The following is a 22,636-nucleotide window of genomic DNA, read 5'->3' as shown; positions in this document are numbered from 1 at the left end:
TTATTAAATCTTTTCTTTTTTTTGCTCACTGCTCACTGCTCACTGCTCACTGCTTAATACCTTAATTCCTTCTGCATTAATTTTAGAAGTGAATGTATAAAATTCAATTCCTGTGGTACCATATACTTCTTGTATCGCTTTCTCAACTTTTTTCGCAGTTTCTATGCCTTCCGATAAAGAAAAAATAGAAGGTCCGGAACCAGAAATTCCACAACCTAAAGCGCCATTATTAATAGCGGCTTCTTTTACTTCATCATAATGCGGAATAAGTTTGCTTCTATAAGGTTCTACAATAACATCTTGTAACGAATCTCCTAGTAAATTATAGTCGTTGGTGTGTAAAGCATGTACCAAACTACCAACATTAGACCATTGTGTAATGGCATCTTGCATGGGTACATTTTTTGGTAAAATACTTCTAGCTTCAGATGTTTTAACTTCTATTTGCGGATGAATTAAAGTCGCATATAAATTAGACGGCGTAGGTAATTCTAGTATTTGTAAAGGTTGATTACTCTTCACTAAAGTAAAACCACCAAAAATCCCAGGAGCAATATTATCTGCATGTTCGCTACCACTTGCAACCGCTTCGCCTTTCATGGCAAAGTTAGAAAGTTGTGTTTTATTATAAGGTTTGTCCAACAATTCATTGATAGCAAAAACAGCACCGGAAGCACTAGCAGAACTACTACCAATACCACTTCCAGGTTTGATTTTTTTGTAGATTTCAATTTCAAATCCGCAATCTGGATTAGCATCATTATATATCGCTAATGCAGCAACTCCTGCAACATTTTTTTTAGTTTCTAATGGTAAATCAAAACCTTCGATTTTGGTTATTTTGATTCCTTTTTCTACCGTTTTTTTTATAATCATTTCATCGCCAACAGTATCTAAGCAAAAGCCTAGTACATCAAATCCGCAAGAAACGTTTGCTACGGTTGCAGGTGAAAATATTTTTATTTGATTCATTAAAAAAACATTATTTTTTCATTTCCGCGAAAGCGGAAATCTTTTAATTTATACCAACAAGGTTTTTAAAACCTTACAGGAAAGTATTTATTTTACGTTTGCGTAAGCACTGTAAACTGCGACAGAACACTACTTATTTATTTATTTATTAGCAATTTGAATAATATCTGCAAATAAACCAGAGGCAGTAACATCTGCTCCAGCTCCAGCACCTTTAACGATTAATGGTTGTTCTGGATAGCGTTCGGTATAAAACATCACGATATTATCTTTTCCTTCTAAGTTATAAAAAGGATGTCCTTCCGGAATTTCCTTTAAACCAACTTTTGCTTTTCCTTTATTATATTCTGCAACATATTTTAACTGACAGTCATTCGCTTTCGCGGAAGCATATAGTTTTTGAAAATGAGGTTCGTCTGTTATTAGTGTTTCGTAAAAATCGTCAACAGATCCGCTTTCTAAGTTTTCTTTGGTTAAAAAGGAATCGTTTTTAATATCTTCAATTTCCATTTCTCCACCATTCTCACGAGCAAGAATTAATATTTTTCTGGCTACATCAATTCCGCTTAAATCAATTCTAGGGTCTGGTTCTGTATAGCCTTCAAATTGTGCTTGCTTTACCGTGTCATGAAAGTTTCTTTTATCGCTAAAGTTATTAAATACAAAATTTAAACTTCCAGATAAAACCGCTTGAATACTGGTTACTTTATCTCCCGAAGCTACTAAGTTTTTTAAGGTATTTATGATTGGTAATCCTGCACCAACATTTGTTTCGTATAAAAAAGGAGCATTGTATTTAAGAGATAAATCTTGAAGATTTTTATAATTTTCAAAGCTACTAGAACATGCAATTTTATTACATGCAACTACCGCAATACTATTTTTTAAATAGTCTGCATAAAGTTTAGAAACCGCTTCGTTTGCTGTAATATCTACAAAAATACTATTACGTAAATTAAGTGCAATTACTTTGTTTAAAAAACCTTGTAAACTAGAAGTTTCTGCATGATGAAACTGTGAAGTCCAATTGTTTAAATCGATACCTTTTTCGTTAAAAATCATTTTTTTGGAATTTGCCATTCCAACAATTCTAACATCAATTTTAAGATTCTTTTTTAAGTATGTATGTTGTTGTTGTATTTGGTCAATTAGCTTTTCACCAACATTACCAACTCCAGTAATAAAGACATTAAGTTGTTTTGTGTTTTCTTCAAAAAAGCGCTCATGCAACGTGTTTAATGCTTTTTTTACATCTTTATCTGCAATTACAGCAGAGATGTTTTTTTCGGAAGCACCTTGCGCGATTGCTCTAATATTGATATTATTTTTACCAAGTGTACTAAACATTTTTCCGCTAACACCTTGATGGTTTTTCATATTGTCACCAACAAGAGCGATGATAGATAAATCTTTTTCGACAATTAATGGTTCAATTTTATGTAGTGAAATTTCGTTTTCAAAAGCGGCATCTATAGTTTCTTTTGCAAGATCAGCATCTTTGGTATCTATACCTAAGCATATAGAATGTTCTGATGAAGCTTGTGTACTTAATATGATGTTTATTTTTTCTTGTGCTAGTGTTTCAAACAAACGTTTAGAAAATCCAGGAATACCAATCATTCCACTTCCTTCCAGGGTTAGTAAAGCAATATTACTAATATGGCTTATTCCTTTAATTGGTGATTTTCCTGAAGATACCTCTTTCGAAATAACAGTACCAATATCTTCTGGTTTTAATGTGTTTTTAATATGAATTGGAATGTCTAAATTTAAAACAGGTTGTACCGTTGGTGGATATAATACTTTTGCTCCAAAATGGGATAATTCCATAGCCTCTTGATATGAAATTTGATCAATTGGAAAAGCTTGTTTTACTAATTTTGGATTAGCAGTAAACATACCACTAACGTCTGTCCAGATTTCTAACTGTTTTACTTGCAAAGCTGCTGCAATTATAGCAGCTGTAAAATCGGAACCACCACGACCAAGTGTTGTGATTTCTCCTAATTTTGATTTGGCAACAAAACCAGGTAGTATGGTTATTTTTTGATTTGCTTTATTAAAATAATCTTTAATGTTTTTGTTCGTTGTTACGTATTCTACTTCCGCTTTTGTGAAATTAGAATTGGTAACCACTAACTCTTGACTATTTTTTAGTTCGGCATTAATACTTCTACTTTTTAAAGTTTCAGCAATAATAAAAGAAGATAATAACTCCCCAAAACTCACCAATTTATCGGATGTTTTAGGGGATAATTCGTTAATTAAATAGATCCCGTCTAATAAGCTTTTTAAACCTTCCAACGTTTTTTCAACTTCACTTAAAACCGCTTTATTTTGGTTCGGAATTAATTCAGAAATAATACTGAAATGTGCTTTTTGAATCGCTTCAAATTCCTTAATATATGCTTGATCTTTATTATTAGCTAGTTCTCCAGCTTTTAATAACTTATCCGTAATACCTCCAACCGCAGAAACTACACATATTATCGAGTCCTTTTTAGAATAGTCTTCTAAAATGCTAATCACTTTGTTTATGTTTTTTGAACTTCCTACAGAGGTTCCTCCAAATTTTAGTACTTTCATTAGGTTTTACTATGTTATATAAGTTTTAATATACGTATCAAAAGTATTACATTTACTTCTAAAAAAATATTAAAACGCTATTTTTGAGGAATTAGTAAAATAAGATATAGATAATTAGTAATATGAAAATATTTTCGAAAGAACAAATTTACGAAGGAGACAAATTAACGGCTGAAAAACAAAAGATTACATCTACAGATCTTATGGAGCGTGCGGCAACCCAAATATTTAATTGGATGCACATGCGAATGCAAGGTGCACAAGTGCCAATTCATGTTTTTTGTGGTATCGGTAATAACGGAGGTGATGGTTTAGTATTGGCTAGACATTTAATTACACATGGCTATAATGTAAAAATGTATGTTATAAATTATAGCGATACACGATCTAAAGATTTTTTAATTAATTACGACAGAATTAAAAATGTTAGTAAAATTTGGCCTTTATTAATGACAGATGCAGAAGAACTGCCTGTTATTAATCCGGACGATATTATAGTCGATGCTATTTTTGGAATTGGTTTAAACAGACCAGTTGTAGATTGGGTTAAAGCATTATTTCAGCATTTTAGAGCATCCAAGGCATTTACTTTGTCTATCGATTTACCTTCTGGTATGTATCCAGATCAAGTGCCAGAAAAGGAAGATGATGTGGTTTGGTCTCATTATACCTTGAGTTTTCAAACTCCGAAATTAATTTTCTTTTTACCAGATACAGAAAAGTATACGGTGCAATGGGAAGTTTTAGATATTGGTATAGATCCAGAATATATGCATACCACAAATACGGAGTATGAGTTAATTGGAAAAAACGAAATGCTTCCTATATATAAACCACGAAAAAAATATTCTAATAAAGGAACTTATGGCCATGCCTTAATAATAGGAGGAAGCTATGGTAAAATGGGATCGGTTAATTTAGCAAGTAGAGCTGCATTATTTTCTGGAGCTGGTTTAGTAACTGCTTATATTCCAAAGTGTGGTTACATTCCTTTACAAGCTTCCTTTCCCGAAGCAATGGTAATTACCGATACCAATGAAGAAATGATTACCAATATTAAGTTTGACATTGTACCTAACATAATTGCTTTTGGAGTAGGAGTAGGAACAGCAACTAAAACCATTTCTGCTTTTGAAATCTTTTTGAAAACGAATAAAATACCTTTGGTAATTGATGCGGACGGGATAAATATTCTTTCAAAAAAGAAAGCATTACTAAAATTATTACCGGAACAAACTGTTTTAACACCACACCCTAAAGAGTTAGAGCGTTTGATTGGAAAATGGAAAGATGATTTTGATAAATTAAAGAAAACGAAAGCATTATCTAAAAAACACAATCTTATTATTGTAATCAAAGGAGCAAACACCATTACTATCTTTCAAGATAAAGGTTATGTAAATACGACAGGAAACCCTGGATTAGCAACAGCAGGAACAGGAGATGTGCTTACCGGTGTTATTACAGGATTAATTGCGCAAGGTTATGAACCTTTAACGGCATCCCTTTTCGGAGTTTATTTACACGGAAAATCTGCAGATATCGCTATTGAAGATCTAGGATACCAAAGCTTAATTGCTAGCCATGTAATTGAAACTTTAGGCGAAGCATATATTGATTTATTTAAGCAACCAGAAGCTCCAAAAGTGGAAGAGGAAGGTGAAGAACGCCAAGAGAAATAGGAGTTAAATAAGTGAAAATAGAAATAAAAAAAAGCCACTCTAAAGAATGACTTAACTAAGTTATTATAGTGTGGCTTTTTTTATATTATAAACTTAAAGAAGTAAATAATTTATCAAATTTTGGACTAGAAGGTCTTGGTGCATCTGCATCTACAACAACGCCATTAGGATCTATTAAAATAAATCTTGGAATACTATTTACTTTATAAGCTGTAATGAAATCAGATTTCCAGTTTTTATCGGAAAACAATTGAATACCACCCATTTCTTTTTCGGCAATCATTTTTTTCCAACCTTCTTTAGAAGCTTCAAAAGATCTGTCTTTATAACCTCTTCCTTCATCCACAGAAATACTTACAAAAGCAACTTTTTTATCTTCATATTTTTTCTCTGCTATTTTTAATGCAGGAAGTTCTGCTAAACATGGTCCGCACCAAGTTGCCCAGATATCTATATACACATAGTTTCCTTTTAAATCTGCTAAAGAAGTAGTTCCTCCTTTTACGTTTTCATAATTATCAAAACTAGCAGAAGGTTTCCCAATATAACTTGCAAATTGTGCAGCTCTTTCTATTTCTCTTTCTTTGTTTTTAGAAAAATAACCAAGCATTTTCTTTTCAAATCCATCTACTTCCTCTTTTTCGGTAGCATAAAAGGCTGGGTCCATATCCTTGTTTTCTTCTAAAAAGGCGATGCGTTTTGCATTTATTTCAGCAATATTCTTTTTAAAATCTACTTCTTCAAAATCAAAAAGGCTAGGAGGAAAAAGTGTTTCTTCAAACAATGCTTTTTTAGCTAAATAATTGTTTGTTTTGTCTCCAGTTCCTGTGTAGCTAATGGTTTCATCAAACATTTTTGTGTCTAAGGTCATGTTTAGATCATATCCATTTTGTAGATAGACATTAGAGCTTTCTCCACCATCATAAAAATTATATATTCCTGTCGTTACTTTTAAGGTATCGCTAAAGGTGCCATCTTCATTTACCTTAATTGTTTTAGAATACGTTTGGGTTCTTAAAACAATAGAGTCGCTATTTTTATCTGTAATAGTTCCAGAAAAGGTAACATAGTCTTTAGTTTCTTCTTTACAAGCAACAATGCTTAATGCACATAATGCAATTAGTACTTTTTTCATTTATTTGTGTTTAGGTTTTTTCAAAAATAGGAATAATAATTAATTCACGTATTTAATTATTAACAATAGTTGCATAACTTGTTTTGAATTATCATTTTTGAAAGACTTAAAAAATAACATGAGCACATTTCATTATATATCTTCCGAAAAATTAGACATTGTAACTATTTACAATATTTTTAAAGACAATAAAAAATTAAAATTGTCTGAAGAATCTTCTAAAAAAATAGTTGCATGTAAAAAATATTTAGATAAAAAATTAAGCGAAGCAGAAAAACCTTTTTATGGAATTAATACTGGTTTTGGATCTTTATATAATGTAGAGATATCTAAAAACGATTTAACCCAATTACAGGAAAACTTAGTAATGTCCCACGCTTGCGGAACCGGAGAACGTGTTCCAGAAAGCGTAGTTAAAGTGATGTTGCTTTTAAAAATACAGTCCTTAAGTTATGGTCATTCTGGTGTGCAGTTACAAACTGTAAATAGACTCATTGACTTTTTTAATAACGATGTTTTTCCGTTTGTTTTTACACAAGGATCTTTAGGTGCTTCTGGTGATTTAGCGCCTTTAGCACATTTGGCTCTGCCATTATTAGGAAAAGGAAAAGTGGTACATGATAATAAAGAATTGGATGCAAATACCATTCTAGAAAAGTTTGGCTGGGAACCTATACAATTAGAAGCCAAAGAAGGATTAGCACTTTTAAACGGAACGCAATTTATGAGTTCTTATGGTGTGTATCTTTTATTAATGTCACACAAAACATCGTATTTAGCAGATGTAATAGCAAGTATTTCTTTGGATGCTTTTGATGGAAGAATAGAACCATTTCATGATTTAGTACATCAAGTGCGTCCGCATCCTGGACAATTAAAAGTAGCACGACGTTTTAATGAGTTTTTAAAAGGAAGTGAAATTATAGTAAGGGAAAAACAACATGTGCAAGATCCGTATTCTTTTCGTTGTATTCCGCAAGTGCATGGAGCAACAAAGGATACTTTAGATTTTGTGGAACGTGTTATTTTAACGGAGATTAATTCGGTTACCGATAATCCTAATATTTTTCCGGAAGAAGATTTAATTATTTCTGGTGGAAATTTTCACGGACAACCATTGGCGTTAGCATTAGATTATTTAAAAATAGCGATGGCTGAAATTGGTAATATTTCGGAAAGACGCGTATTTCAATTGGTATCCGGATTAAGAGGCTTACCAGCGTTTTTGGTAGATAACCCAGGTTTAAATTCTGGTTTTATGATTCCGCAATACACAGCGGCAAGTATTGTTAGTGCAAATAAACAGTTGGCAACTCCTGCAAGTGTGGATAGTATTGTTTCTAGTAACGGACAAGAAGATCACGTAAGTATGGGAGCAAATGCAGCAACACAAGCATACCGATTAATTAGAAATGTAGAACGTGTAATTGCTATTGAGCTGATGAATGCTAGTCAGGCATTAGCATTTAGAAATCCGTTAAAAACGTCTCCTTTTTTAGAATCCTTTTTAGAATTATACCGAAAAGAGGTTTCTTTTGTAAAAAAAGATCGCGTATTGCATGATGATATTACCGCATCTATTCAGTTTTTAGAAGATGTAGATATTGAGATAGAGGAGTTGTTTTTGAATAATTACGGTGTTTAATTTTTATTATATTTTAATACTAAATCTTCAGACCAAGCAATGGCTTCCGAAAGTGTATCAAAATGTAAAAAAGGTTTTTTGAAGAATAATTTTTCAATATCCGAATTGCTAAATGCTAAATTATTTTTAGATACAATAGCGAAACCAATGAGGTTAAAGATTTTTGCTGTTTCTACATAAATTGCGGGATCTACAGCATAAGAGTTTATTCTGTTTGTTATATAAACAAAAGGTTTGGAGTGAAAATAAGTGGTTACAATATCGAATAAGACATCATTTAAATCTGGTGTAACCGTAATACCTTCTTTCATGATAGCGATGACATAGTTTTCATGTACAAAAATTTCGCCAAAGAAGTATTCTAGCTTTTTCATATTTTAAAGTTAAGATAATCCAGTGTTTAATCATAAAAAAGACCGTTAATTATTTAACGGTCTTTTTTATTGGAAAGAAATTATATTATGATTCTGCTGGCTTTTCAGCTTTTTCAATTTCAATTTTTAATTCATTATTTTCTTTATCTAAATCCATCATTATTTTATCACCTTCTACTAATTGTGAGTTAATAATTTCTTCAGCTAAAGTATCTTCTACATACTTTTGAATTGCACGTTTTAAAGGTCTAGCTCCATATTGTTTGTCAAACCCTTTATCTGCAATATAATCCTTGGCAGCTTTGCTTAATTTTAAAGTATAACCAAGGTCTTTTATTCTTACAAGAAGTTTTTCTAATTCAATATCAATAATTTTATTAATGTCTTCTTTTTCTAAAGCATTAAATACTACTACATCATCAATTCTATTTAAAAATTCTGGAGCAAATGCTTTTTTAAGGGCATTTTCAATAACACCTCTTGCATTCGCATCTTCTTGAGATTTTTGCGAAGCAGTACCAAAACCAACTCCAGTTCCAAAATCTTTCAATTTTCTAGAACCAATATTAGAAGTCATGATTATAATTGAATTTCTAAAATCAATTTTTCTACCAAGGCTATCTGTTAAGTATCCATCATCTAAAACTTGGAGCATCATGTTAAAAACATCTGGATGTGCTTTTTCAATTTCATCTAATAAAATTACAGAATAAGGTTTGCGTCTTACTTTTTCGGTAAGTTGTCCGCCTTCTTCATAACCTACGTATCCTGGAGGTGCTCCAACAAGTCTAGATATTGCAAATTTCTCCATGTATTCGCTCATGTCTATTCTAATTAAAGAATCTTCAGAGTCAAATAATTCTTTAGCTAAAACTTTAGCTAATTGGGTTTTACCAACACCTGTTTGTCCTAAAAATATAAACGAACCAATTGGCTTATTTGGATCTTTAAGTCCTGCACGATTACGTTGAATTGCTTTAACAACCTTTGCTACAGCTTCGTCTTGACCAATTACTTTTCCTTTTATAAGTTCTGGTAATTCGGCAAGTTTATTACTCTCTTTTTGAGCGATTCTGTTTACAGGAATACCAGTCATCATAGAAACTACATCTGCAACGTTATCTTCGCTAACAATTTCACGATGTAATTTGGTGTCTTCTTCCCATTTTTCTTGGGCAATAGCAAGGTCTTTTTCTATGCGTTTTTCGTCATCACGTAACTTTGCAGCTTCCTCGTATTTTTGTTTTTTAACTACTGAAGATTTAGTTTTCTTAACTTCTTCTAGTTGTTTTTCTAACTCCAGAATTTGCTTAGGTACTTCTATATTTGTTATGTGTACACGAGATCCAGCTTCATCTAAAGCATCAATTGCTTTATCTGGTAAAAAGCGTTCTGTCATGTATCTATTGGTAAGCTTCACACAAGCTGCAATAGCTTCATCTGTATATTCTACGTTGTGATGTTCTTCGTATTTACCTTTAATATTGTTAAGAATCTCAATCGTTTCTTCCACCGTTGTAGGCTCCACAATTACTTTTTGAAAACGACGTTCTAAAGCGCCATCTTTTTCAATGTATTGTCTGTATTCATCTAAAGTGGTTGCACCAACACATTGTATTTCTCCTCGTGCTAATGCAGGTTTAAACATATTAGAAGCATCTAAGCTTCCAGTTGCTCCACCAGCGCCAACAATGGTATGAATTTCGTCAATAAAAAGAATAATATCATCATTCTTTTCTAGCTCATTCATAACCGCTTTCATGCGTTCTTCAAACTGTCCTCTGTATTTTGTTCCAGCAACTAAGCTAGCCAAATCAAGAGTTACAACACGTTTGTTAAAAAGAATGCGAGATACTTTTTTGCTTACAATTCTGTTCGCTAATCCTTCTGCGATTGCAGATTTACCAACACCAGGTTCTCCAATAAGTAATGGATTATTCTTTTTTCTACGACTTAAAATCTGTGAAACTCTTTCAATTTCTTTTTCTCTACCAACAACAGGATCTAGTTTTCCTTCTTCTGCCATAGCTGTTAAATCGCGACCAAAGTTATCCAAAACGGGTGTTTTAGATTTCTTGTTTGCTTTTCCGCCAGTAGGAGGCGTATTAAAAATATCTTTCGAAGCATCTTCCGAAGAAGTATCATCATCTGGAAATTCTGCTTTTGGTTCTATATAATTATCATCGTTTGTAATCATAAATTTAAATTGTTCTTTAACGTTATCATAATCCACTTTCAACTTATTTAAAAGTTTTGTAGTAGGATCGTTTTCATTTCTAAGAATGCACAGTAATAAATGTGCAGTGTTAATCGACGTACTTTGAAATAATTTAGCCTCTAAAAAGGTGGTTTTTAAAGCACGTTCTGCTTGTCTAGTAAGATGTAGGTTTTTCTTTTCGTTAGAAGCCACTGCAACATTTGGATTTGCAGGACTTAAAATCTCAACTTTACGCCTTAAATGATTTAAGTCAATATCTAAAGCGTTTAATATGTTAATAGCTTTGCCATTACCATCTCTTAATAAACCAAGCATTAAGTGCTCAGTACCTATAAAATCATGGCCTAAGCGCAATGCTTCCTCTTTGCTAAATGCAATTACATCTTTTACTCTTGGTGAAAAATTATCATCCATAAATTGTTCCTTTCTTCATTAAAAATACTAAAATCCTAATACTAAAATCAAAAACTATACCTTAAATTATAGGATATATGCTAATAGACGAAAAAAAGTTTATAAAATCAAAATAATTAACAGCATACTTATTAACTAATAAAGTATCTAAAATTGTTAATAAAAAGTCTCAAAAAAAACATTTGAAAGGCTTACTATGACTAATGGAAGTATTATATTAGCGTGTTTTGAAAATAACAGAATAATTTAATATTTTATATATATGGCAGAAGGAGAAAAACTCATTCCTATTAACATTGAAGATGAAATGAAATCGGCTTACATTGACTATTCAATGTCAGTCATTGTGTCACGTGCTTTACCAGACGTTAGAGATGGTTTAAAGCCAGTACATAGACGTGTACTTTACGGTATGCACGAACTAGGTGTTCGAGCAACTGGTGCACACAAAAAATCTGCAAGAATAGTTGGTGAGGTTTTAGGAAAGTATCATCCGCATGGAGATACTTCGGTTTATGATGCAATGGTGCGTATGGCTCAAGAATGGAGTTTACGTTATATGTTGGTAGATGGTCAAGGTAATTTTGGTTCTGTGGATGGAGATAGTCCGGCAGCAATGCGTTATACAGAAGCACGTATGCGTAAAATATCTGAGGACATGTTGGCAGATATTGACAAAGAAACAGTAGATCATAAATTAAACTTTGATGATACTTTAGAAGAACCAACCGTTTTACCAACGCGTATTCCAGGGCTTTTAGTAAACGGAGCATCTGGTATTGCAGTAGGTATGGCTACAAACATGCCGCCACACAACTTAACCGAAGTTGTGGATGGTATTATGGCTTATATTGATAATAAAGACATTGAGATTGATGAGTTGATGCAACACATTAAAGCACCAGATTTTCCTACAGGAGGAACCATTTATGGTTATGATGGTGTTAAAGAAGCTTTTCATACTGGAAGAGGTCGTATTGTTATGCGTGCTAAAGCTATTATAGAAGAAGTACAAGGTAGAGAATGTGTTATTGTAACCGAAATTCCATACCAAGTTAACAAAGCAGACATGATTAAAAAGACTGCAGATTTAGTTAACGAAAAGAAACTAGAAGGAATCTCTACAATTAGAGATGAATCGGATAGAAACGGAATGCGAATTGTATACGTTTTAAAGCGTGATGCAATTCCGAATATTGTACTTAATAAACTATTTAAATATACCGCATTACAATCTTCATTTAGTGTAAATAATATTGCACTTGTAAATGGAAGACCTCAAATGTTAAACTTAAAAGAGTTAATTCATTATTTTGTTGAGCATAGACATGACGTGGTTGTTAGAAGAACTACTTATGAATTACGCAAAGCGGAAGAAAGAGCACATATTTTAGAAGGTTTAATAATTGCTTCCGATAATATTGATGAAGTTATAAAAATTATTAGAGCATCTTCTAATGGAGATGAAGCAAGAGCCAATTTAATAGCGCGTTTTGAACTTTCAGAAATACAAGCAAAGGCAATTGTTGAAATGCGTCTTCGTCAATTAACCGGACTAGAGCAAGATAAGCTTAGAGCGGAGTACGAAGAAATCATGAAAACGATTATCGATTTAAAAGATATCCTAGACAAAAAAGAACGTCGTATGGATATCATTAAAGAAGAATTAGCTGTAGTTAAAGATAAATATGGTGATGATCGTCGTTCTGTGATTGAATATGCCGGAGGAGATTTAAGTATTGAAGATATGATTCCAGATGCAAAGGTAGTAATTACCATTTCGCATGCTGGTTATATTAAACGTACATCACTTAGCGAATACAAAACACAAAATAGAGGAGGTGTTGGTCAAAAAGCATCCACTACAAGAAATGAAGATTTCTTAGAGCATTTATTTGTGGGTACAAACCATCAGTACATGTTATTCTTTACACAAAAAGGAAAATGTTTCTGGATGCGTGTTTATGAAATTCCTGAAGGAAGTAAAACTTCTAAAGGTAGAGCAATTCAAAACCTTATAAACATCGAACAAGATGATAAGGTAATGGCATTTATTTGTACACAAGATTTAAAAGACGAAGAATACATAAATAGTAATTATGTAATCATGGCTACTAAAAAAGGACAAGTTAAAAAGACTTCTTTAGAGCAATATTCTCGTCCTAGAACAAACGGAATTAACGCAATTACTATTAAAGAAGGGGATGAGTTACTAGAAGCGAAACTTACTACTGGAGAAAGTCAAGTAATGTTAGCACTTAAATCTGGTAAAGCAATTCGTTTTGAAGAAGCGAAAACAAGACCAATGGGAAGAAATGCTTCTGGTGTTCGTGGTATTCGTTTGCAAGACGAAAAAACCGACGAAGTTATAGGTATGATTGCCGTAGATGATATGGAAAGTAATATTCTTGTGGTTTCAGAAAATGGGTATGGGAAACGTTCTAGTTTAGAAGACTACAGAATTACCAATCGTGGAGGAAAAGGTGTAAAAACTATTTCAATTACAGAAAAAACAGGTAACTTAGTAGCAATCAAGAATGTAACAGATACAGATGATCTAATGATTATTAATAAATCGGGTATTGCTATTAGAATGGCAGTAAAAGATTTAAGAGTAATGGGTAGAGCGACACAAGGAGTTAAACTTATTAATTTAAAAGGAAAAGACTCTATTGCAGCAGTAGCAAAAGTAATGCAAGATGAAGACGAAGTAGAATTGGATGAAGATGGAAATGTAATTATTCCGGAAGCTACCGAAACTATTGGTGATGATGAAGATGGCACAACTATTGATATTAGTGAAGAAGAAGAATAAACAATACAATTAATTAAACAAACTTAAAAATGAAAAAACAAGTAATTATAGCTTTAGCACTATCTATCAGTGCGTTTTCTTTTGGACAGAAAAAAGAGCTTAAAACTGCAGAGAAAGCAATCAAGAATAATGATTTCTCTGTAGCAAAATCTATTTTAGATCAAGCAGAATCTATGCTGTCTAGTATGGATGATAAATCTAAAGACAAGTTTTATTACCTAAAAGGTAAAGCGCTTTATGCTAATGGGGCTGGTAGTGATGCAGATTTAGATTTGGCTATTGAGAATTTTGACAAAGTAAATAGTGCTTATAAAGTAGAAATAGGTGATGTAAAACAAGATTTAATCAATACACTTTTAACAAACTCTAATAGCCAGTATACTTCTGGTAAATATTTAGAAGCTGTAAAAGGTTTTGAAAAACTGTACAAACTTATTCCTACAGATACTACTTATTTATATTATGCTGCTTCTAGTGCTATTACAGGAAAAGATTTTGATTCTGCTGTAAAAAACTATGAGAAATTATTAAACTTAGGTTATACAGGAATCACAAAACAATTTGTTGCAACAGATGTTGAAACCGGAGAAGTAGAAGTGTTTGCTGAAGCTCAAAGAGATTTGTTTGTTAAATCTGGTGCTTATATTAAACCTGCGGAAAGATTTTCGGAATCTAAAAGAGGTGAAATAGTGAAAAATCTTGCATTTATTTACTTAAACAATGGAGAATCTGAAAAAGCGTTAACTGCTGTTAAAGCGGCAAGAGAAATGGATCCTACAGATTCAAATTTAATTTTATCTGAAGCTAATTTATATTACAAAAATGGAGATAAGGAAAAATACAAAGCATTAATTGAAGAAGCAATTCAGTTAGATCCAAATAACACCGATTTAATATTTAATTTAGGAGTTGTTGCTGCAGATAATGGAGAAATGGATAAAGCAAAAGAATACTATACGAAAGTGATTTCTTTAGACCCAGAAAATGTAAATGCACAAACCAATATGGCGGCATTAATATTAGGTGAAGAAAATGCATTAATTGAAGAGATGAATGGTTTAGGTACGTCTAACGCAGATAATTTACGTTACGATGAATTAAAAGCAAAACGTACAGGTCTTTATAATAATGCTGTACCTTATTTAGAAGCTGTTTTAAAAGTACAACCTAAAAATATGGAAGTAGCTAAAACACTATTAAATATTTATGGTGCGATTGGTGATACAACAAAAGAAAAATCAATTAAAGCTTTAATTGATTCTTTAGCGAATTAAGTTTAAGTTTTTAAAGTAATAAAAAATGCCACTTCATTGAAGTGGCATTTTTTTTATACAGTAATTTCAAAAGTTAAAAAGATATTATATAATCTTTTTAATTACTCTCAATTTATGGGTATGCATTCTTTTATCTGCATTGTATATTCCAGAATGATCTAATCGGTCAATTCTTACTTTACCATGTGCATGAATAATATAATTATCTTCCATGATAATACCAACATGTATAATCACGCCCTCGCTATTATCAAAAAATGCTAAATCACCAGGTTCGCTTTCTTCAATAAAACTTAAAGCTTCTCCCTGTGATGCTTGTTGTGAAGCATCGCGTAATAAGTTATAACCATTAAGTTTGTACACCATTTGGGTAAATCCAGAACAATCTATTCCTAAAGGTGTTTTACCTCCCCAAAGATACGGTGCATTTAAAAACGAAAAAGCAGTTTTAATTATATGTTCTTTTGCGTTAATACCAGTAGTTGTTGTACCATCAAATGTATGTTCTAAAAGTTGTAATCCGTTTAAAGAAGCTCCCAATGTAACAGGGTATAACTGTTGGTCTTTATCTTCTACAAATTCAATTAAATCATTAGAAAGAATTGGAGTTTTTTGATCTAGAACGTGGTATTGCTCTTCCGTTATTTCAACATATTGTTTATTATCAACCCAACCTTCATAGCTATCAAATGCTAACCGAATTTTGCTCCAAGATTTACGCTGCTCCAAAACCTTAAAATAATCGCCATACAAAACTTGCGAAACGAGTTCGGTTTTGTCTGATGGCTCAAATCTTAAAGGAACAATGCTTAAGTTACAAATTCCGTACTGCATTAATTAGAATTGAATTTAGATTAGATTTAGGTTTATTGGTTTAGTAAATAATATATGTTCTACTTATTATGCACGTTCTATAACAATTGCAGAAGCACCACCACCACCATTACAAATAGTTGCAGTACCAATTTTAGCATTATTTTGTTCTAATACATTTAATAATGTAATTATAATTCTAACTCCAGAACATCCTAAAGGGTGTCCTAAAGAAACAGCGCCACCATTTACGTTGACATTGCTATCGTTCAAACCTAAAATTTTCATATTGGCTAAACCAACAATAGAAAATGCTTCGTTAAACTCAAAATAATCTACATCACTTAAAGCTAAACCAGCTTTATCTAGAGCTTTAGGTAATGCTTTAGAAGGAGTCGTTGTAAATCTATTTGGTTCTTGTGCAGCATCTGCATAACTTTTTATAATTGCTAAAGGTTTTAAACCTAGAGCATTTGCTTTTTCTCTACTCATTAAAACCATTGCGCCAGCACCATCATTTATGGTAGAAGCATTTGCAGCAGTTACGGTTCCGTCTTTAGTAAAAGCAGGACGTAAAGCAGGAATTTTATCCATTTTTACATTGGTAAATTCTTCGTCTTTATTTACAATTACTGGTTCACCACGTCTTTGTGGTACTTCTACAGGAACAACTTCGTTATCAAATTTTCCAGCTTCCCAAGCAGCAGCAGAACGTGTATAAGATTGTATAGCGTAAGCATCTTGATCTTCTCTAGAAAAACCATATTCTGTTGCACAAGCATCTGCACAAACGCCCATTGCATTTTGGTCGTAAGCATCTACTAGTCCGTCACGTTGCATACCATCTTCCATTTTTGCAGGACCAAACTTTGTAGCCGTTCTTGCATGAAAATAATGGGGTATTAAACTCATGTTTTCCATTCCTCCAGCAACTACAATTTCTGCATCTCCTAAAGCAATAGCTTGCGCAGCTTGCATAACCGTTTTCATACCAGAAGCACAAACTTTATTAATCGTAGTACAAGGTACAGTATTAGGAATACCAGCATAAATAGCCGCTTGTCTTGCTGGTGCTTGACCTGTTCCAGCTTGAACAACATTTCCCATTAAAACTTCATCCACCATTTCTGGTTTCAAATTTATTTTATCTAAAGCTCCTTTAATTGCAATTGCTCCTAATCTAGGTGCAGGAATTGTAGATAATGCGCCTAAAAAACTACCAATTGGTGTTCTTGCTGCAGATACTATAACTACTTCTTTACTCATAATAATGTGCTTTTAATTTTAATTGTTGCGAAATTAATCATTTTTTGGCATAAATTAATACGATTAACATTTTATAAGTATTTAAAAAGTATATTTTATTACATTTGAAAATAGTATTATCCCTATGAAAGACGTTATAAACAATTTATATAAAAATCATGCATTAATTTACAAGGTGCTACTTTTTATAAGTGCCACAGTATTGATCGTGTATTTGTTTCCGAAACAAGGAAAGTTTAAATACAATTTTGAACAAGGTAAACCATGGCAATCCGAAAACTTGTATGCTCCTTTTGATTTTGCGATTAAAAAGACTTCCGAAGAAATAAATCAAGAAAAACAACTTATAGAAAAGCAAGCCAGTCTGTATTTTAATATAGATGATACAGTAGAAGACAAAGTGAGAACACATTATAAAGATGCATTTCATGAAATTTTTCCAGATTCACTTTCCGATGTAAAACTTAATACGTTGTTTAAAACAGGAGAGCTTTTATTAGATAAGCTTTATGATAATGGCGTTTTAAATGAAAATTATTCGTTTTCCGAAGATAAAAAAAGTGTCATTCTTAATGGGCAAACAACTATTAAACAAACCCAATTTTCTAATCTAGTACAGCAAAAAGACTTAACTTCTATAGTAAATAATGTATTGGTTTCTAATGCGCAAGAGGTTTTTCAAACGCAATTTCTTGCCTTATTTTTTGATATTGTAGAACCAAATCTCACCTATAATAAATCGTTAACCGATGGCGCTTTATTGGAAGATTTAAATAGAATAGCCTACACTAGAGGAAGTATAAAAAAAGAGACCTTAATTATTTCTAAAGGAGAAGTGGTGGAAGGAGAGAAATACCAAACTTTAGAATCTTTAAAAAACGAATACAAGTCGCAAGTATGGACCGCGTCCAATTATAACTGGGTTATTTTTGCCTATACCTTATTAGTGTCATTAGCATTATTGATGCTACTGCTTTTTTTAAGAAAATATAGATTAGACGTTTTTAATAATAATACCAAAGTAACTTTTATATTCTTTAATGTTATTTTAATGGTATTGCTAACTACTTTGGTGATTAGTTATAATTCGAAGTATTTATATGTAGTGCCCATTTGTATTCTTCCTTTAGTTTTAAAAGCTTTTTTCGATGCAAGACTAGGTTTGTTTACACACGTAATAACGGTTGTGTTATTAGGTTTGATTGTTCCGAATAGTTACGAGTATATGTTCCTGCAAATTATAGCCGGAATTGTAACCATTCTTACGGTTTCTGAATTATATAAACGTGCGAATTTATTTATTTCGGTCGGACAAATAACACTTATTTATATCATTGCCTATTTTGCCTTTTTTGTAATCCATGAGGGAAGTGTAGATGCTATCCATTGGGAAACTTTTGGTTTATTCGTTTTATGTGGATTAGCAACGCTATTTGTGCAACCACTTATCTATGCTTATGAAAAATTATTCGGATTAGTTTCTGATGTATCGCTATTGGAATTATCAGATACCAATTCGAAGCTTTTAAAAGAATTATCTAACAAGGCACCAGGAACATTTCATCATTCTTTAAACGTAGCAAATTTAGCGGAAGCTGCAGCGAATGAAATAGGGGCAAATGCGATGTTGATTAGAGTAGGAGCATTGTATCATGATATTGGTAAAATGAAGAATCCAACGTTCTTTACAGAAAACCAATCTACAGGAATCAATCCGCATGATGAATTATCTTCTATTGAAAGTGCGAATGTGATTATAGATCATGTTATAGATGGTATTGAGATTGCAAGGAAAAATAATCTTCCAGATCGTGTAATAGACTTTATTAGGACGCATCACGGAACCAGTTTAGTATATTACTTTTATAAAAAAGAAAAAGCGATTAACGAAGATTTAAACATAGAAGACTTTATGTATCCTGGTCCTAAGCCATTTAGTAAAGAAACGGCAATATTAATGATGTGTGATAGTGTAGAGGCGGCTTCTAAAAGTTTAAAAGAACCTACTTCTACAAAGATTGATAAATTTGTAGAAAACATTATAAATAAGCAAATGGAAGGGGGGCAATTCCTAAATGCGAATATTACTTTTAAAGAAATTCAATCGATAAAAAAAGTGCTAAAACACAAGCTTGCAAACATTTATCATCTACGGATAGAATATCCCGAATAATTTTTTAAAAAAAGTAAAAAAAATGCTTGTGTTGTTTAAGATGATGTCTTACATTTGCATCCGCGTTGAAATACAAACGCAATAGTTCTTAAACAAAATTAACGGAGAGGTGCCTGAGTGGCCGAAAGGAACGGTTTGCTAAATCGTCGTAGGTGGCAACACTTACCCAGGGTTCGAATCCCTGTCTCTCCGCAATTTTTTTTATTGTAAATTGATAATCACTCGGGGTGTAGCGTAGCCCGGTTATCGCGCCACGTTTGGGACGTGGAGGCCGCAGGTTCGAATCCTGCCACCCCGACACTGTTTTCGTAGAAACATAAAACCTACGGGCTCTTAGCTCAGCTGGATAGAGCACCTCCCTTCTAAGGAGGCGGTCTCAGGTTCGAATCCTGAAGGGCTCACTTAAAGCTTCACAGAAATGTGAGGCTTTTTTGTTTTATAAGGTTTTGTAATACTTCACAAAGGTTTTCTCTTAAAACCAAAACTTCAGAAGAAAAGAGTATTTGTTAAAGAGATGTCTTTGGAGACACACTTTTAGGTGTACCAATTTTACTTTTTGGGTACACTTTTCTTACATGTAATATGTGTATTACATGTAATCCCTTTGAATACAAGTTTCGATTAAAGAAAAGCAGAATACATTCCAATAAAAAAAAGCTTCACATTTCTGTAAAGCTTTTCTTGTAAATTATAGTTCCTATTATTCAATTTCCTTTCTAAACGTTTTTCTGCGTTTTATAATTTCTGGATCAAAGTGTTTCCAAATTTGTTGAATAGCGATATTATCTGCTAATTCTGGAGTTCTAATACAGTTTTCAATATTTTTGTCTTTTAGTGTTTCGTAACACTCATTAAATATTATAGCTGTAATACCTTTGTTTTGGTATTCTGGAGCAATTCCTATTAAATAGAAAATAATATCCTTGCTTTCTTTTTTTGCTTTCAGCAATTTTAAAAAACCAAAAGGAAAAAGTTTTCCGCCTATTTCTTGCAATACTTTTGCAAACGAAGGCATCAAAATTGCAAAGGCAATCATTTTATCGTCTTTATCAAAAACAAATTTGATGTATTCCGGATTGATAAAACTGATAAATTTCTTCTTAAAATACGCTTTTTGTATGTCGGTAATCTCAACAAAAGAAGCTAAGGAAGCATAAGAGGTGTTAAACAAATCAAACATCTCATCTGCATAAGGCATGACATCTTTAGTGTGTGTGAAATTACGAACACTTACTTGATAACGCTTTTTAATTAAGGTATTCGCTTTAGTGAAGGATTCCGGATTAATATTACTAAACGGAAATCTGCTTTCTATCCATTCTTTTTCCGGACGATAGTTTAGTTTTTCTAAATGCGTTACGTAGTACGGATGATTGTACCAAGTAATCATAGTACCTAATACGTCAAATCCTTCGGTTAAAACACCAACCTTATCTAGATTAGAAAATCCTACAGGACCTTCCGTATATTCCAAATTGTTTTGCTTACCAATTTCTGTAACTTTATCTAAAAGGGCTTTAGATACGTCCAAATCATCAATGTAGTCAAACCAGCCAAAGCGCATTTTCTTTTCGCCTTGGTTTTTAACTTCCAACCAGTTTATAATTGCCGCAACACGACCAACAATTTCTTCGCCTTTATAAGCTAGAAAAAAGTAGGCATCCGCATCATTAAATACAGGGTTTTCGTTCTTGTCGAAAGTTTTTATTTCTTGCGAGATTATTGGGGGAACCCAATATTTAGAATCTTTATATAGTGAGAAAGGAAATTTAACAAATGCTTTAAATTCTTTCTTCGTGTGTACTTGTTTTATGGTAATCATAAAATCAATAATGCTTTAGTCTTCATCAAAATTCTGTTCTTGCTTTTGTCTGTTGTTCTTTTTTGATTTTCTGGATTTTTTATCTCCTTTACTTTTTTTCTTCTTTTTAGCCTTCGATCCATCTCCAAGTTCACCACCATTATCTATTTCTTTATCTTGATGAAAATCTAATCGGTAAGAAGCACCAACAGTTACACCAAAAACAGAGGGAGTGTCTTTTGTATTTAGAGTTAATGCAGTATCTAACTGAAAGTTTCTGCTCCAAAGATAAGCACCTCCAAAGCGAATTAAATTATCGGCATAGAAATCACTACTTATTCCTTGTGCTTCTCCAAATACCACCCATTCTGAATTTATAGATTTAGTAAGTGTTAGTATATATGAAAAATCGGATTGATCTGTACCAATTCTATCTTTTACAAAGTTCATCACATACACCCAACCTCCAGCAAAGTTGTTTTGTGTGGCAACCATTACTTTCGGACTAAAACCTTCTACACCATAAGCGGTAAACGGATTGTCTTTAGCATCAAAGTTAGCTCCAACATAAACAGAAACAGCAGGAATTAATGAATTCCATTTAAATTTATGGTTGGCATTCCAGCTATAGATATTCGGTTTTTCTTCTCCTGCTTTTTTATAAGGATCGTACACCAAATATTTTGCTCCTAGTGTTAATGTTTTAAAATTACTGAATTTGTCCTCATTAGCTACCGTATTGGTAAAGCTTCTTTTTGTAGATTGGTAAGTACCTTCTATATTAAGTTCTAATTGTTCCCAAAGTAAACCATATCGCGCTGTGAAATCGATGCCGTAACTTTTATCTTCACGACTTAAACGAGAATGATCTTCGTTTAGCATATATGGTCCAGCTTCAAATTGAATAACATTGGTACCCACTGAAAATGCACTTTTAGAAACTCCAGGTCTGTTAGAGTTGATTACATCGGTGTATTGCGAATAACTAGTTAGTGAAACAGAAAAAGCAAAAATTGTTAAAAAGAATTTTAAGAACTTCATGTTTGTGAATTTGTTAGAGTTCAAATATATATATTTTATAGTTTTTTTAAGAATTTATACCATAAATTAAGACATAAGAGTTGTATTTTTGTTAAAAAATGATTTTATGTTGCAATTAGCATCTGTTACTGGAGTTGTAAAAGTTATCTTAATCATACTATTAATTTATTATGGTGTGAAGATTTTATCTAGATTATTTGCTCCTATTTTATTAAAGTTTATCACTAAAAAAGCCGAACAGCGTTTTGGAGAACAGTTTGGTGGTTTTAGAAATCCGCCTCCTCCAAAGAACGAAGGAGAGATTACTATAGATAAAATGCCGGATAATAAATCTTCGAATAAAAATGTTGGTGAATATGTAGATTACGAAGAAGTGGAATAAAACGCTTTTATCTATTATTTCTAAAAAATGGAATTCTAAAATAAT

At 32.4% G+C, this 22,636-nt stretch carries 15 protein-coding genes and 3 tRNA genes; 9 read left to right on the top strand and 9 right to left on the bottom strand.

What is annotated here, in order from left to right; all coding sequences use genetic code 11:
• Nucleotides 1-39: 39 nt before the first annotated feature.
• Together FG167_RS14770 and thrA are read right to left on the bottom strand one after the other, a co-directional pair.
• Nucleotides 40-972 carry a homoserine kinase gene (locus FG167_RS14770; protein ID WP_203458991.1) on the bottom strand — a complete coding sequence of 311 codons (933 nt, stop codon included), beginning with the start codon at nucleotides 970-972 and terminating at the stop codon, nucleotides 40-42.
• Between the two features lie 141 nt (nucleotides 973-1,113).
• Nucleotides 1,114-3,558: a bifunctional aspartate kinase/homoserine dehydrogenase I gene (gene thrA / locus FG167_RS14765; protein WP_203458990.1), complete on the bottom strand. Its 2,445-nt coding sequence runs from the start codon at nucleotides 3,556-3,558 to the stop codon at nucleotides 1,114-1,116.
• Nucleotides 3,559-3,680: 122 nt separating this feature from the next.
• Between thrA and FG167_RS14760 the strand changes: the two genes are divergently transcribed.
• The gene (locus FG167_RS14760) at nucleotides 3,681-5,240 is read left to right on the top strand and encodes an NAD(P)H-hydrate dehydratase (protein ID WP_203458989.1); all 1,560 of its coding nucleotides are present in this window, start codon (nucleotides 3,681-3,683) and stop codon (nucleotides 5,238-5,240) included.
• A gap of 85 nt (nucleotides 5,241-5,325) precedes the next feature.
• On the opposite strand, the gene FG167_RS14755 is transcribed toward FG167_RS14760, so the two are convergent.
• On the bottom strand, nucleotides 5,326-6,375 hold the full coding sequence (locus FG167_RS14755) for a redoxin family protein (RefSeq protein ID WP_203458988.1): 1,050 nt from the start codon (nucleotides 6,373-6,375) through the stop codon (nucleotides 5,326-5,328).
• 118 nt (nucleotides 6,376-6,493) lie between these two features.
• On the opposite strand from FG167_RS14755, the gene hutH reads away from it, so the two are divergent.
• Nucleotides 6,494-8,020: a histidine ammonia-lyase gene (gene hutH / locus FG167_RS14750; protein WP_203458987.1), complete on the top strand. Its 1,527-nt coding sequence runs from the start codon at nucleotides 6,494-6,496 to the stop codon at nucleotides 8,018-8,020.
• Here the strand turns inward: hutH and FG167_RS14745 are convergent.
• Together FG167_RS14745 and FG167_RS14740 are read right to left on the bottom strand one after the other, a co-directional pair.
• Nucleotides 8,017-8,394, bottom strand: a complete 378-nt coding sequence (locus FG167_RS14745; RefSeq protein WP_203458986.1) for a hypothetical protein — start codon at nucleotides 8,392-8,394, stop codon at nucleotides 8,017-8,019. The genes hutH and FG167_RS14745 overlap by 4 nt on opposite strands.
• Before the next feature lie 85 nt (nucleotides 8,395-8,479).
• On the bottom strand, nucleotides 8,480-11,026 hold the full coding sequence (locus FG167_RS14740) for an ATP-dependent Clp protease ATP-binding subunit (protein ID WP_203458985.1): 2,547 nt from the start codon (nucleotides 11,024-11,026) through the stop codon (nucleotides 8,480-8,482).
• A 262-nt stretch (nucleotides 11,027-11,288) separates the two neighbouring features.
• Between FG167_RS14740 and gyrA the strand changes: the two genes are divergently transcribed.
• Entirely contained in the window at nucleotides 11,289-13,841 is a 2,553-nt protein-coding gene (gene gyrA / locus FG167_RS14735; RefSeq protein WP_203458984.1) for a DNA gyrase subunit A, read from the top strand.
• Between the two features lie 29 nt (nucleotides 13,842-13,870).
• A complete protein-coding gene (locus FG167_RS14730; protein ID WP_203458983.1) occupies nucleotides 13,871-15,115 on the top strand; it encodes a tetratricopeptide repeat protein in 1,245 nt (414 codons plus the stop codon).
• 84 nt (nucleotides 15,116-15,199) lie between these two features.
• On the opposite strand, the gene FG167_RS14725 is transcribed toward FG167_RS14730, so the two are convergent.
• Together FG167_RS14725 and FG167_RS14720 are read right to left on the bottom strand one after the other, a co-directional pair.
• Nucleotides 15,200-15,949 (bottom strand): C40 family peptidase, encoded by a 750-nt coding sequence (locus tag FG167_RS14725; RefSeq protein WP_203458982.1) that lies wholly within the window; start codon nucleotides 15,947-15,949, stop codon nucleotides 15,200-15,202.
• Nucleotides 15,950-16,015: 66 nt separating this feature from the next.
• Nucleotides 16,016-17,194, bottom strand: a complete 1,179-nt coding sequence (locus tag FG167_RS14720; protein ID WP_203458981.1) for an acetyl-CoA C-acyltransferase — start codon at nucleotides 17,192-17,194, stop codon at nucleotides 16,016-16,018.
• A 124-nt stretch (nucleotides 17,195-17,318) separates the two neighbouring features.
• Between FG167_RS14720 and FG167_RS14715 the strand changes: the two genes are divergently transcribed.
• The 4 genes from FG167_RS14715 (at nucleotide 17,319) to FG167_RS14700 (ending at nucleotide 19,768) form a co-directional block, all read left to right on the top strand.
• Nucleotides 17,319-19,367, top strand: coding sequence for an HD family phosphohydrolase (locus FG167_RS14715; RefSeq protein ID WP_203458980.1), 2,049 nt, complete (start codon nucleotides 17,319-17,321; stop codon nucleotides 19,365-19,367).
• Nucleotides 19,368-19,470: 103 nt separating this feature from the next.
• A tRNA-Ser gene (locus FG167_RS14710) sits at nucleotides 19,471-19,559 on the top strand.
• Nucleotides 19,560-19,590: 31 nt separating this feature from the next.
• Nucleotides 19,591-19,665, top strand: a tRNA-Pro gene (locus FG167_RS14705).
• A 29-nt stretch (nucleotides 19,666-19,694) separates the two neighbouring features.
• Nucleotides 19,695-19,768, top strand: a tRNA-Arg gene (locus FG167_RS14700).
• A 299-nt stretch (nucleotides 19,769-20,067) separates the two neighbouring features.
• On the opposite strand, the gene FG167_RS14695 is transcribed toward FG167_RS14700, so the two are convergent.
• A complete protein-coding gene (locus tag FG167_RS14695) occupies nucleotides 20,068-21,189 on the bottom strand; it encodes a GTP cyclohydrolase (protein WP_203458979.1) in 1,122 nt (373 codons plus the stop codon).
• 15 nt (nucleotides 21,190-21,204) lie between these two features.
• A complete protein-coding gene (locus FG167_RS14690) occupies nucleotides 21,205-22,209 on the bottom strand; it encodes a transporter (RefSeq protein ID WP_203458978.1) in 1,005 nt (334 codons plus the stop codon).
• Between the two features lie 106 nt (nucleotides 22,210-22,315).
• Here FG167_RS14690 and FG167_RS14685 point away from each other — a divergent pair, with 106 nt between their 5' ends.
• Nucleotides 22,316-22,591: a DUF4834 family protein gene (locus tag FG167_RS14685; protein ID WP_203458977.1), complete on the top strand. Its 276-nt coding sequence runs from the start codon at nucleotides 22,316-22,318 to the stop codon at nucleotides 22,589-22,591.
• Nucleotides 22,592-22,636: the final 45 nt, after the last annotated feature.

Origin of the sequence: Lacinutrix sp. WUR7 (assembly GCF_016864015.1) — a bacterium.
GTDB lineage: Bacteria > Bacteroidota > Bacteroidia > Flavobacteriales > Flavobacteriaceae > Oceanihabitans.
Note: the sequence above shows the minus strand (reverse complement) of the source record. Positions and strands in the feature narration are given on the sequence as shown.

Coding starts and splice junctions, on each gene's coding strand:
- FG167_RS14755 (WP_203458988.1), bottom strand. CDS start 6,375: ATGAAAAAAGTACTAATTGCATTATGTGCATTAAGCATTGTTGCTTGT.
- gyrA (WP_203458984.1), top strand. CDS start 11,289: ATGGCAGAAGGAGAAAAACTCATTCCTATTAACATTGAAGATGAAATG.
- hutH (WP_203458987.1), top strand. CDS start 6,494: ATGAGCACATTTCATTATATATCTTCCGAAAAATTAGACATTGTAACT.
- FG167_RS14720 (WP_203458981.1), bottom strand. CDS start 17,194: ATGAGTAAAGAAGTAGTTATAGTATCTGCAGCAAGAACACCAATTGGT.
- FG167_RS14715 (WP_203458980.1), top strand. CDS start 17,319: ATGAAAGACGTTATAAACAATTTATATAAAAATCATGCATTAATTTAC.
- FG167_RS14730 (WP_203458983.1), top strand. CDS start 13,871: ATGAAAAAACAAGTAATTATAGCTTTAGCACTATCTATCAGTGCGTTT.
- FG167_RS14745 (WP_203458986.1), bottom strand. CDS start 8,394: ATGAAAAAGCTAGAATACTTCTTTGGCGAAATTTTTGTACATGAAAAC.
- thrA (WP_203458990.1), bottom strand. CDS start 3,558: ATGAAAGTACTAAAATTTGGAGGAACCTCTGTAGGAAGTTCAAAAAAC.
- FG167_RS14690 (WP_203458978.1), bottom strand. CDS start 22,209: ATGAAGTTCTTAAAATTCTTTTTAACAATTTTTGCTTTTTCTGTTTCA.
- FG167_RS14725 (WP_203458982.1), bottom strand. CDS start 15,949: ATGCAGTACGGAATTTGTAACTTAAGCATTGTTCCTTTAAGATTTGAG.
- FG167_RS14695 (WP_203458979.1), bottom strand. CDS start 21,189: ATGATTACCATAAAACAAGTACACACGAAGAAAGAATTTAAAGCATTT.
- FG167_RS14760 (WP_203458989.1), top strand. CDS start 3,681: ATGAAAATATTTTCGAAAGAACAAATTTACGAAGGAGACAAATTAACG.
- FG167_RS14685 (WP_203458977.1), top strand. CDS start 22,316: ATGTTGCAATTAGCATCTGTTACTGGAGTTGTAAAAGTTATCTTAATC.
- FG167_RS14740 (WP_203458985.1), bottom strand. CDS start 11,026: ATGGATGATAATTTTTCACCAAGAGTAAAAGATGTAATTGCATTTAGC.
- FG167_RS14770 (WP_203458991.1), bottom strand. CDS start 972: ATGAATCAAATAAAAATATTTTCACCTGCAACCGTAGCAAACGTTTCT.